Raw genomic sequence first — 11,482 nt, 5'->3', positions numbered from 1 at the left:
CACCGGCCCATGCTCAGCGCATCGTCAAGGCCGCAGCTCGCAAGGGCTGCGGCCTTTTTTCATGGCCCCGAGGCTGCGGGCGGGGGGGGCTTGGGCATGCCCAGGGACCGGATCGCCGCATCAATGGCCTGCATGGTGGCGTCCGGCGTCTTCCTGCTGCACATCATGTGGCGCTGCAGGCCGGCCGGCAGGTCCGGGAAGCTGAGCGCGCCGAGTTTGCTGCTGACCTCGCCCTGGCGGCTCAGCCAGAGGTAGTCTTCGCGGTCCATGAACATGTAGTCGGCACGACCCGCGGCCAGCATGCGGGTGAGCTGCACGGGCGTCACGGTGGCACGCAGCGGCGGGGGCGTCTGTTGGCGGATCAGAGCGTCCAGCTCGCCCCCGTAGGAGATGCCATCGACCACCGCCATGCGCAGCGTGGGGTCCGCCATCAGGCTGGCGAGGCTGCGGTGGGCGCGCACCGCGGCTGCGGAACGCGGACCGAACAGCACCATATGCGGCAGGTCCTGCGACATGGGCAAGCTGAAGCGGGCGTAGAGCTCTCGCTCGGGCAGCTTGTACCAGCCGGGCGAGCACAGGGGGCGGTCGTTGGCTTGCAGCTCCAGCTGGATGCGCTTGAGCGGCGCCTCCTCCATCTGCGCGGTGATGCCCGCGGCGGCCAGCACAGCGCGCGACTGCTCGATCAGCAGGCCCTTGGGCTGGCGGTCCTCGGTGTAGGAGTAGGGGGGCTTGTCGCGGTAGAGCAGGGTCAGCGCGCGTTCATCCTGCGCCGCCGCAGGGCGGCCGATGGCGAGTGTCCCGGCCAGGGCTCCTGCAAGGACGAGGCCCAGCGGGAGGCGTTCGCAGCGGGCTTGGCGCATGCGGCTCATTCCTCGACGGCGTCCCAGCTGTCGCGGCTGGAACGCCCCTTGCGCTGCGCCTTCTTCTCCTGGGCCAGGCGCTCGCGCTCGGCATCGGCGATGGCGGCGGCGGCGGCCCAGGCCTTGAATTCCTCCGGGGTCTCCAGGCTGATGCGGCCCAGCACGCCCTGGCGGAACTCGTACATGAGGATCTCGGCGGCCTTCTGCAGGTTGACGCGGCCGCCGCCCAGTACGGCGCCTCGCTTGCGGCCAATGGCCTCCAGCAACTCGTCGATCTTGAGCGTCCCGATGTCACCTTCGAGCCTGTATCGGGCCTGCAGCAGCGGGGCGTAGTGCAGGCGCAGGTAGTCCAGCAGCTCTAGCGCCACCTCCTCCTCATCCAGCGCATTGCGGCCCACGGCACCGCTGGCAGCCAGCTTGTAGCCGCTCTCTGGAATGCTGATGCGCGGCCACAGCATGCCGGGGGTGTCGAAGAGGTAGGCGTCCTGGTCCAGGGTGATGCGCTGTTCGACCTTGGTGATGCCGGGCTCGTCACCCGTCTTGGCGGACTTCTTGCCCACCAGGGTGTTGATCAACGTGGACTTGCCCACGTTGGGGATGCCGCAGATGAGGATGCGCAGGGGCTTGCTCATGCCGCCACGCAGGGGCGCCAGTTCGCGGCAGGCCGCCACCAGGGCCTTGGCCGGCGCCTTGTTGCCGGCGTCCAGCGGCAGGGCGCGGGTGCCGGGCAGGGCGTTGTAGTGGTCCAGCCAGAGTTGGGTGCGGGCGGGGTCGGCGAGATCCTGCTTGTTCAGCAGCTTGAGGCTGGGCTTGCCGTCCGTCAGCGAGGCCAGCAGAGGGTTGGCGCTGGAGCCGGGCAGGCGCGCGTCGATGAGCTCAATGACGACGTCGATGCCCTGCTTCATGCGCTCCTTGATGGCCTTGCGCGTGGCGTGCATGTGGCCCGGGAACCATTGGATGGCCATGCTGAGGTGTCTTTCCTGTGTCGCGGTACGGGGGAGTCGGGCCGCTATTGTCCCGTAGCCGGAACCTCGGCTGCGAATCCCGCGCCCGTGACCTCGGAGGCAGTCCCCTGGGCCGGCACATCGGCCCCGAGGTGCAGCGGCACCTCCCCCTCGGTGGGCCGCAGCGGCGCCTGGCGTGGCAGATCCAGGGTGAAGCGCGTGCCCTGGCCGGGGCTGCTCTGCACGCTCAGCCGCCCGCCGAAGAGCTGCTCGATGATGTTGTAGCTGATGGAAAGGCCCAGCCCTGTGCCGCCGCGACCGAGCTTGGTGGTGAAAAAGGGCTCGAAGACCCGGTGCAGCAGCTCGGCGGGGATGCCCTGGCCGTCATCGGCGAACTGCAGCTCCAGCCAGCCGGGGGCGGTGCTGCGTGCACGGATGCTCATTACGCCTTCGTGCGATCGGGCCTCGAAGGCATGGAGCAAGGCGTTGTTGATGAAGTTGCTGAGCACCTGCCCTAGCGGCCCGGGGTAGGCGTCGATCTCCAGCCCGGGCGGGATGTCGATCTCCACCCGATGGCCCGCCTTGCGCACCACGCCCATCATCGTGGCCACGATGTCGGTGACGGTGAGGGCCAGGTCGAAGACGCGGCGCTGCTCGCTGGTGCGGTCCACGGCCACTTGCTTGAAGCTGGCCACGAGGCCGGCGGCCGTCTGCAGGCCGCGGTGGATCAGCAGCGCGGCCTGCCGCGCGTCGTCGAGGTAGCGGACCAGGCTGCTGCGTCGAAGGGTGTTGGCGCTCATGGCGGCCTCGATCTCGTCGGTCTTGTTCTGCAGCGTGCCCGCCATCAGCAGGGAATTGCCGATGGGCGTGTTGAGTTCGTGGGCCACGCCGGCCACCAGGGCGCCCAGCGCCGCCAGCTTTTCCTGCGCGGCCAGCTGCTTCTGGGCGTCGCCGAGGTCGCTGTAGGCGCGGGCATTGTCCAGAGCGATGGCGGTGTAGGCGCTCAGGGTGCGGAACACCAGGCGCTCCATCTCGCCGTAGGCGTTCTGCAGCGGCGACTGGATGGTCATCACGCCGAGCACGCGGTCCCCCACGGTCAGCGGGGCGAAGAGCGCGCTGAGGGTGCGCATGGTGCCGGGCACCTGGCTGGGGTCGGAGCCGTCCGGCGCCAAGGCCACCAGCAGCTCGCGGCGCTCGCGCAGCGCGCGGGCCGCATTGCTCTCCTCGGCATCGAGCCGGATGCGGTGGGGCGGCAGGTGCTGGCCGTGCTCCACGTCGAAGACTGAGCTCATGGTGAGGCCGTTGGCATCGATCAGGTAGACGGCGATGCTGCGCGCATCCAGCAGAGCATGGACATGGCGCTCCAGCACCGCGAACACCGAGGGAGCATCCAGCTTGGTGGTGATCTCCTGCCCGATGGCGCCCAGGCGCGCCAGTGTGCCGCTGGTCTGTTGGGCCAGCTCGGCCCGCTGGGCCTCCGCATGGGCCAGGGCGCGGTGGTGGGCGGATTCGGCGCGCTCGCTTTCCGTCATGTAGCGCAGCTGCATGGCCAGCATGCGCCCGGTGACGTCCTGACCGTGCAGGCGCTCGCGCAGGGCGCCCGCCTGCACGGCCGCATGGTAGGCAGCCTCGAACCGGCCCAGGTCGGCATTGGTCTGCGCCTGCAAGTCCAGCAACTCGATCGGCGGCGAATAGTGCTGGATGCCTGAGGCCGCAGCCAGGGCCTGGTCCAGGTGCGAGGCGGCCTGCACCAACTGTCCGGCGTCCGTCTGCTGGCGGTGGCGCTCCCGCGCGATCTGGGCCAGGACCATGTGGGCCAAGACCTGCAGGTCGCCGACCTGCGCCTGGCGGGCGTCGTCCAGGCCGGCCTGGGCGGCCGCCTGGGCTTCGTCCAGTCGGCTCAGGCGCATCAGGGCCAGGGCGCGGCTGCGGCGCAGGTCCATCGCCAGGTCGCGGACCTCGGCACGGGACGCGAGCGCATCCAGGCGTTCCAGGGCCTCGGTGTACCGCTGCTGGTCCAGGGCCAGCTCGGCGCGGTAGCGCAGCGCGATTGCGTAATAGCGCGAAGCCTGCAGGGGCCTCAGGGTCTGTTCGGCCTCGTCCAGGCGCTGCTGCGCAAGGTCCAGCCGGCCCAGGTGACGCAGGGCTTCCCCGACCTGGCTCTGGCAACTGCCAATGGCGCTGGGCCAGGCCGTGGGCAGGGCCAGCTCCAGGCCGCGCTCCACCCACTCCAGGGCGGCGTCATGGTCGTTGAGGCTGGTGAAGGCATTGCCGATGTTGCTGGCCGCGATGATGGCTAGGTGCAGTTGCCCGCTGGACAAGGCCAGCTGGTGGCAGCGCACATAGGCCTCGATGGCCTGCGCATAGTCGCTGCGGCGGAAGGCGCGGGTTGCGCGCAGCTGCTGGAGCGCTGCCTGCACATACGGCGGCCAGGCCGCGGCGTCCTGCAGTCGGGCCTCGAGGTCCCGCTCGGGGGCCTGCCCGCGCAGGACCTGCAGGCGGGCCAGCATGGCGCGATAGTAGATCTCGCGTGCTGGTTCGCCGGCCTGCTCCGCGCAGTCGGCGGCCAGTCGCAGGCACTGGTCGCGCTCGGCAAAGTCGCCCGCACCAGTGGCGATGTCGGCCCGCACCCCGTGCAGGTCCGCGGCCAGGACGAGGCTAGGCGCATCCTGCGCGCGCAGGCCCGCAAGGAGTGCGGAGGCCTCCGAAAGGCGGGCCTGCAGGCGCAGCAGCTCGGCCTGAGTCAGTCGGGCGAGCCAGTGCTCCTGGGGACTCAGTGCTTTCCCGCTCCTCTCGCTTTCCCGCGTGGCGATGGCAAGACAGTCCTCGGCTTGCTGGCTGTCTCGCTCCCGCAACTGCCAGGCCAGGCGGATGCAAGAAGAGGTTTCAGTGGGCAGCAGATGCAAGACGCCCAGGGCGTGCCAGGGCTGCAAGGCATCGTCTGTGTCGTACAGGGCGTCGAGTTCACCGGGCATGACACGCGGGACTTGTGGGCTGCGAAGAGCAGCATCTTGCCTCAGTCAGCCACCCTCGCAACCGTGTGCCGCAAGGGGCGGGCCCCCTGCGCGGCCCAAGGCGGTGATCTTTGGCGAATCGGGTCCGGTCTGACCGCCAATCGCCCACTTGTGCGATTCGCGGTTGGAAGACGTTGGAGCAAGCGGGGGAAATATGGATGTCAGATTTGACAGGTAGCCCCGCTAATAGCGCTGGCTAGCATCCGCTCCCACCTGCTAGGCACGGCTGTTGGAGGTATGGCGGTCGCGTGGAGCAAGGGCGCCGGCAAGGCGCCTGGATGCGAGCCGACGCTGGTCGATGGCGCGCACTCCGGACTTGTCGGCAAGGCTGGGCGCCGTCACCCAGGCGTTCATGTCGACGAGGACCGGTCCATGGCCCCACAAGGTCAGGCTGGATAAACCAGGGGAAAACCCCTGACAACAAGCAAAGAGAGAGCAAGATGAGCAAGCAAATGAAGACCGCGCTGAAGGGCGCATTCGCCCTGGCTGCCGTCACCCTGGCTGTGCAAGCCATGGCCGCCGACCGTGAAGAGCTGAACCTGCAGGTCAGCAATGGTGGACAGAACGCCCTGCGTACGTCCAGCAATGGCCAATCCAACGCTGCCGCTGCCCTGGGCATGGCTGGCGACGAGCTGAAGTCCGTTGCGAGCAAGACCTACGCCAGCGGCCGCGTGGTGACCCGTCACCAGCAGATGTTCCAGGGCGTGCCCGTCTGGGGCGAGGCCATCGTCGAGCACAACGACGGTGCCACCAGCAGCTTCTCCGGTGCCCGCGTCCGCAACATCACCAATGACCTGGCCCACGGCCGCCCCACCCTGAACCAGAACGCCGTCCTGGCCCAGGTGAAGGCACAGGCCCGCGCCAGCGGCCAGTCCGAGAACGAGCAGGCCAAGCTGTACGTCAAGCTGGATGACAGCGGCAAGGCCCGCCTGGTCTACCACGTCAGCTTCCTGACCGGCCATGCCATCGGCAAGCCCGAGCGCCCCAACTTCCTGGTCGATGCCAACACCGGTGAAGTCCTGCAGCAGTGGGAAGGCATCCACCACGCCAACGGCACCGGCCCTGGCGGCAACAACAAGACCGGCCAGTACGAATACGGCACCACTGCCGGAAAGGGCTACCTGGACGTCACGCAAAGCGGCTCCACCTGCTCGCTGAACAGCACCAACGTCGCCACCATCAACCTGAACGGCGGCACCTCGGGCTCCACCCCGCACAGCTTCACCTGCCCCCGCAACACGGTGAAGGCCATCAACGGCGCCTTCTCGCCGATGAACGATGCCCACTACTTCGGCAACGTCATCTTCAACATGTACACGCAGTGGCTGGGCGTGCGGCCCATCAGCCAGAAGCTGCTGATGAAGGTGCACTACGGCAACAGCTACGAGAACGCCTTCTGGGATGGCTCTGCCATGCACTTCGGTGACGGCGCCACGACCTTCTACCCGCTGGTCTCCCTGGACGTTGCTTCGCACGAAGTCAGCCACGGCTACACCGAGCAGAACTCCGGCCTGGTGTACTCCGGCATGTCCGGCGGCATGAACGAAGCCTTCTCCGACATGGCCGGCGAAGCCGCCGAGTACTACATGAAGGGCTCGAACGACTGGAAGGTCGGCTACGAGATCTTCAAGGGCACGGGTGCGCTGCGCTACATGGACGATCCCACCAAGGACGGCCGCTCCATCGACCACGCCAGCAAGTACACCAGCAGCCTGGACGTGCACTACAGCTCGGGCGTCTACAACAAGGCCTTCTACCTGCTGGCCACCAAGGCCGGCTGGAACACCCGCAAGGCCTTCGAAGTCTTCGCTGACGCCAACCGCCTGTACTGGACGGCCAACAGCACCTTCAACGCCGGCGCCTGCGGCGTGGAGAAGGCGGCCACCAGCCGTGGCTACACCACGGCCGATGTCACCGCGGCGTTCAGCGCCGTCGGCGTGAGCTGCTCGGGCACCGGCACCACCGCCATCCCGCTGACCAATGGCGTGGCCGTGACCGGCATCAGCCTGGCCACCGGCGCTTCCAAGCTGTACAGCATCGCAGTCCCGGCCGGCAAGGCCAGCCTGACCATCAAGCTGTCTGGCGGCACGGGTGACGGCGACATCTACGCCAAGATGGGCTCCGCTCCCACCACGACTTCCTACACCAAGAAGTCGGATGGCAGCACCAACACCGAGACCATCACCTTCACCTCGCCGGCTGCCGGTACCTACTACATCCTGGTCAACGCTTACTCCACCGTGAGCAGCACCAGCCTGAAGGCCACGTACTGATCGTCCTCGATCTCTACGCGGAATGAAAACGCCGGGCAGCTGCCCGGCGTTTTTTTCACTGCGGAGGCGGCACCAGGGCATGGTCCTTCTGCACGGCCCCTGGACAAGCCAAGAAAAAAGGCCCTCGAGTGATCGAGGGCCTTCGTGTTTCCGGTGCCTGGGACGGCTCAGTCGTCGTTCTTGAAGACCAGCTTCACCTCGTGGGTCTGCTTCTCGCCGCCGGCCTCGAAGCGCCAGTCCATCAGGGCGGAGGTCACGGCGCGGTCGAATACGCGGCGGGGTTCGGATTCGATGATATCGACGCCGGACACCTTGCCGTCGGCCTCGATGCTCAGCTTGGCCTTGACCGTGCCGGCGCTGATGCCCTTCTGGGCGGCTTCACGCGGGAATTCCGGAGCGACCTTTTTGATCAGCTTGGGTGAAGCCTGGGCGCCGAAGGCCAGCAGCAGGGCGGCGAGGGCGGGCAGGAGCTTGATGCCGAGGGTCAGGGTGTTCTTCTTCATATGTATTTCAGGAGGACTACAACGGGAAAGGGATGTGCGGTTTCAGGCGCGGAAGAAGCCGACGGCGCTGAGCAGGCGGCTGGAGCTGTCGCGCAGGGCCTCCGTGGAGCGGCTGAGCTCCTCGACCAGGGTGGAGTTCTGCTGCGTGGCGCGGTCCAGCTCGTTCATGGCGCCGTTCACCACGCCCACGCCGCTGGCCTGCTCCTGGGCCGAGTGCGAGATCTCCTCGATCAGCTGGCCCATGTTGTTGACCTCGTCCACCACGCTGCGGATGGTGGCGCCCGCGTTGTTGACCAGGGCCGTGCCGTTCTCCACCTTGACGGACGATTCCTGGATCAGCACCTTGATCTCCTTGGCGGCCTGAGCACTGCGGGAGGCCAGGGCTCGGACCTCGGAAGCCACCACCGCGAAGCCCTTGCCGTGGTCGCCAGCGCGCGCGGCTTCCACGGCGGCGTTCAGGGCCAGAATGTTGGTCTGGAAGGCGATGCCATCGATCACGCCGATGATGTCGCCGATCTTGCGCGAGCTCGTGCTGATCTCCTCCATGGTGGACACCACCTGGGCCACCACCTGGCCACCGGCAGAGGCCGACTGGCGGGCCTTGCCGGCGATGCCGGCGGCCTTGCGGGTCAGCTCGCTGGCGCCGGTGAGGTTGGCGGCGATCTGCTCGACCGAAGCGGCCGTGTTCTGAAGGCTGGCCGCCGAACGCGCGGTGCGGTCCGAGAGATTGCCATTGCTGTTGGCGATGGCGCTGGAGTTCTGTGCCACCTCGCCGGCGGCATCGGACACACTGCTCACCACGCCGGACAGCGCTTCCTGCATGTCCTGCATGGCTTGCAGCATCTGGCCCAGCTCGTCGCGGCCGCTGGCCTGGATGCGGTAGGACAGGTCGCCCGAGCTGATGGCCTGGGCGGCATCCTTGGCCTGGCGTGCCGGCACGATGATGGAGCGCGAGATGGCCACGCCGCCGCCGCCGCCGATCAGCACCGCCACCACGACCAGGCCCAGGGTGATGGCCACCGAGCGGCTCGCCAGTGCGGAGCCGGACTCGGCCAGCGAGCGGGCGCTCTCGAACTTGGCCTCGACCAGACTCTTCAGGCCTTCCTGGTAGGCCTGCTGGGCCGGGCGCACGTCGGTGATGAGGCTCTCGCGCGCCTCGTCGGGACTGCCATCGGCCTGGATCTTGAGGAACTTGCTCACCGAGGCCAGGAAGCGGCCCTGGCGCTCCTTCACCTGGGCGACGATGTCGCGCTCCTTGTCGTCATCGACCTGGGCCTGCAGCTCGCCGAGGTGCGTCTCCAGGTTCTGCATGGCACCGTCGATGGCAGCCTTCTGCTTCTTGATCTGGCGGGCTTCGTCCAGCAGCAGCAGGTCGCGCGAGGCGCGGGCGATGATGTTGACGTCACTCTCCAGCGCATTGGCGGCAGCGATCTTGACCAGGCTGGAGTTGGCTGTGCGGTCCAGGTCCTTGGCGAGGTGGTTTGCATTGGCCGCACCGTAGGCGCCAATGGCCATGAGCAGCAGGATCAGCAGCGCGTAGCTCACGGCCAGACGCTGGCCGATGCGCAGGTGGGACAGGAATTGCATCAGGTGACCTCAGAAACGTCGATTCGGGCCGGATCGCGCTTGCGCAAGGCGCCGACTTTTCGGCGCGGAAGGAGGCAGCCTCGGATCGGGCGAGAGCCCGGCCTGAGGGCCTGCCCGGCATGGCAGCGAACCCGGTCGCCGCTTCCGGTTCCCTGTTCGAAGAAGGGGCCGGAAAACGGCAGCGCGAAGTGTCAGCGCTCGGTCAGTTTTTTGATCACCGCAAGCGGGCGCGGACGTGAACGAATCCGCGCCAAGCCGCTGCAATACCACTTTGTGCCCGGGCCTCTTCGGCTGGCAGGCCCGATGCTTAGGGGTTTGTGCCCATGTCGTTGGTCAGGGCCTGGACCTGCCGGGCACTGAGTGCGCCCGCCTGCTGGCCCCAGCTGTTGCGGACATGGCTCAGCAGCGCGGCGAGCTGCTCGGCATCGAAGCTGCCGGCAAAGGGCGGCATGCCGAAGGGCCGCGGGTGCTCGGGCGTTGCGGGGGCGAAGCCACCCTGCTGTACCAGGCGCACAAGGTTGAGGGGCGAGTCCTGCGTCACCAGGCGGCTGCCCTTCAGCGGCGGATAGACGCCTGGCCGCCCCTGGCCCTGCTCGCCATGGCATGACTGGCAGTGCGTCTTGTACAGCTCGGCCCCCAACTGGCCCTGGGCCCCGACCGCTGGCGCGCGCTCGGTGATGGGGCGGGCTGCCGGCGCGGCAGGCAGGGACTTCAGGTAGACGGCCATGGCGGTGAGGTCCTCTGCGTTCAGGTGCCGGGTGCTGCCCATGACCACCTCGGCCATGGGCCCCTGCGCGAGGCCCTGCGTGGCGACGCCGCTGCGCAGCCAGGCCTCGATCTCGCCCCGGGACCAGGCCTGCAGACCGCCTTCCTCCGCGCGATGCAGGGACGGTGCGTACCAGCCCAGGCCGAGCAGCAGTCCGCCGTCGAATCGGTCGGGGTCCTGCGGCGCGCCCAGTGCATTGCGGCTGCCATGGCAGGCATTGCAGTGGGCCAGGCCCTGGCTGAGGTAGGCGCCGCGATTCCAGGCCGCGTCCCGGCGTGGATTGGGCGAGAAGGTGGCCGGACGAAAGAAGAGGGCGCGCCACACGGCCAGTGCCGGCTGCGTGCCATAGGGCCATCGCAGGGCCTGCGGGCGCTGGGCCGAGCGCACCGGCGCCTGCGCCTGGAAATGGCGCAACAGGGCATCGCTGTCTGCGCGGCTGAGCAGGGTGTAGCTGGTGTAGGGGAAGGCCGGGCTCAGCAGGCGGCCATCGCGGCCGCGGCCTTCGTGCAGGGCGCGCCAGAAATCTTCGGGCGACCAACGGCCCAGGCCGGTCTCGGCATCGGCCGTGAGGTTGCTGCTATAGACCGTGCCGAAGGGCGTGGGGATGGCGCGCCCGCCGGCCAAGGGCACGCCCCCCGGGGCGGTGTGGCAGCCGGCGCAATTGCCCACGCGGGCGAGATAGGCTCCGCGGGCCTGCTGCTCGGCAGGGGGCACGGCCGGCGGCGCCGTCGGCAGTGGCGCCGGCCGGTTGGCCATCCATACCCAGAAAGCAAGACCTGACCCCGCCAGCAGGACCCCGCCCAGCAACTTCAGGGCCAGCGGCAGTCGGGGCCTCATGGCAGGCCTCCGCAGCGCAGCGGCAGCGGCTGTTCAGACACCGGCGCAGGCTTGGCGCCGGCCGGCACGGCCTGTGCGGACAGCCAGTTGGCCAGGGCGCGGATGTCCTCGGGATCGAGCCGGCGGGCAATGTCCGCCATGCAGTCGGGCGCCTTCGAGCGGCGCTCGCCCAGGCGCCAGGCGGCCAGCTGCGCCAGGAGGTAATCACGCGGCAGGCCCAGCAGGCCGGGCACGCCGGGCTGGCGGCCCAGCAGCGCTTCGCCATGGCATTGCTGGCAAGCGGGCAGCTTGCGCTGAGCCTGGCCTTGCCGGACGAGGGCCTGTGCCCGTTGCTGGTCTGCCGGCGCGGGAGCGCGCGACTGGGGCGGCGGGTAGGGCAGCTCCAGGTTGGCGAAATGGGTGGCGACGTCCTGCAGGTAGTCGTCGCTGAGCGGCGCCAGCAGCGTGTTCATGGGACCGTACTGTCGACGCCCGTCGCGGAAGCTCAGGAGCTGCTGGTACAGGTAGCCGGCCGGCTTGCCCGCCAGGCGGGGGTAGTAGCCGTCGCGTCCGGCGCGGCCTTGGGGGCCGTGGCAACCGGTGCAGGCCAGCAGGCGCTGGGCCATGCTGTCTTCGAAGGGCGCTGCCAGCGGGGCCTGGGCCGCGCAGGCCAGCAGCAGGCCCAGCACCGGCATGGACCCTCGACGCAGCGCCGCTCG

Annotated in this window: 8 protein-coding genes; 1 reads left to right on the top strand and 7 read right to left on the bottom strand. The window is 68.7% G+C overall.

Going from position 1 to position 11,482, the window contains the following annotated elements:
• Nucleotides 1-59: 59 nt before the first annotated feature.
• From H5407_RS06920 to H5407_RS06910, 3 genes are read right to left on the bottom strand one after another with little or no spacing between them, the layout of a single operon-like run.
• Nucleotides 60-860: an ABC transporter substrate-binding protein gene (locus H5407_RS06920; protein ID WP_183103706.1), complete on the bottom strand. Its 801-nt coding sequence runs from the start codon at nt 858-860 to the stop codon at nt 60-62.
• Nucleotides 861-865: 5 nt separating this feature from the next.
• Nucleotides 866-1,825 (bottom strand): ribosome biogenesis GTPase YlqF, encoded by a 960-nt coding sequence (gene ylqF / locus H5407_RS06915; RefSeq protein WP_183103705.1) that lies wholly within the window; start codon nt 1,823-1,825, stop codon nt 866-868.
• A gap of 44 nt (nt 1,826-1,869) precedes the next feature.
• Nucleotides 1,870-4,779, bottom strand: a complete 2,910-nt coding sequence (locus H5407_RS06910) for an ATP-binding protein (protein ID WP_183103704.1) — start codon at nt 4,777-4,779, stop codon at nt 1,870-1,872.
• Between the two features lie 479 nt (nt 4,780-5,258).
• Between H5407_RS06910 and H5407_RS06905 the strand changes: the two genes are divergently transcribed.
• Nucleotides 5,259-7,091 carry a M4 family metallopeptidase gene (locus tag H5407_RS06905; protein WP_255501111.1) on the top strand — a complete coding sequence of 611 codons (1,833 nt, stop codon included), beginning with the start codon at nt 5,259-5,261 and terminating at the stop codon, nt 7,089-7,091.
• A 167-nt stretch (nt 7,092-7,258) separates the two neighbouring features.
• Here H5407_RS06905 and H5407_RS06900 read toward each other — a convergent pair whose 3' ends face one another.
• The 4 genes from H5407_RS06900 to H5407_RS06885 form a co-directional block, all read right to left on the bottom strand.
• Entirely contained in the window at nt 7,259-7,594 is a 336-nt protein-coding gene (locus H5407_RS06900; protein WP_183103703.1) for a TonB family protein, read from the bottom strand.
• Between the two features lie 42 nt (nt 7,595-7,636).
• On the bottom strand, nt 7,637-9,181 hold the full coding sequence (locus tag H5407_RS06895) for a methyl-accepting chemotaxis protein (RefSeq protein WP_183103702.1): 1,545 nt from the start codon (nt 9,179-9,181) through the stop codon (nt 7,637-7,639).
• Nucleotides 9,182-9,488: 307 nt separating this feature from the next.
• Complete coding sequence (locus tag H5407_RS06890) at nt 9,489-10,784, bottom strand: cytochrome c (protein ID WP_183103701.1); 1,296 nt, start codon at nt 10,782-10,784, stop codon at nt 9,489-9,491.
• Nucleotides 10,781-11,458, bottom strand: a complete 678-nt coding sequence (locus tag H5407_RS06885) for a c-type cytochrome (protein ID WP_183103700.1) — start codon at nt 11,456-11,458, stop codon at nt 10,781-10,783. The genes H5407_RS06890 and H5407_RS06885 overlap by 4 nt, the downstream gene beginning before the upstream one ends.
• Nucleotides 11,459-11,482 lie beyond the last annotated feature (24 nt).

This window comes from Mitsuaria sp. WAJ17 (assembly GCF_014174515.1).
Classification (GTDB): domain Bacteria; phylum Pseudomonadota; class Gammaproteobacteria; order Burkholderiales; family Burkholderiaceae_C; genus Roseateles_B.
Note: the sequence above shows the minus strand (reverse complement) of the source record. Positions and strands in the feature narration are given on the sequence as shown.

Bases quoted from the DNA above. Each gene is read 5' to 3' on its own strand.
- H5407_RS06920 (WP_183103706.1), bottom strand. From the start codon at position 860: ATGCGCCAAGCCCGCTGCGAACGCCTCCCGCTGGGCCTCGTCCTTGCA.
- ylqF (WP_183103705.1), bottom strand. From the start codon at position 1,825: ATGGCCATCCAATGGTTCCCGGGCCACATGCACGCCACGCGCAAGGCC.
- H5407_RS06910 (WP_183103704.1), bottom strand. From the start codon at position 4,779: ATGCCCGGTGAACTCGACGCCCTGTACGACACAGACGATGCCTTGCAG.
- H5407_RS06905 (WP_255501111.1), top strand. From the start codon at position 5,259: ATGAGCAAGCAAATGAAGACCGCGCTGAAGGGCGCATTCGCCCTGGCT.
- H5407_RS06900 (WP_183103703.1), bottom strand. From the start codon at position 7,594: ATGAAGAAGAACACCCTGACCCTCGGCATCAAGCTCCTGCCCGCCCTC.
- H5407_RS06895 (WP_183103702.1), bottom strand. From the start codon at position 9,181: ATGCAATTCCTGTCCCACCTGCGCATCGGCCAGCGTCTGGCCGTGAGC.
- H5407_RS06890 (WP_183103701.1), bottom strand. From the start codon at position 10,784: ATGAGGCCCCGACTGCCGCTGGCCCTGAAGTTGCTGGGCGGGGTCCTG.
- H5407_RS06885 (WP_183103700.1), bottom strand. From the start codon at position 11,458: ATGCCGGTGCTGGGCCTGCTGCTGGCCTGCGCGGCCCAGGCCCCGCTG.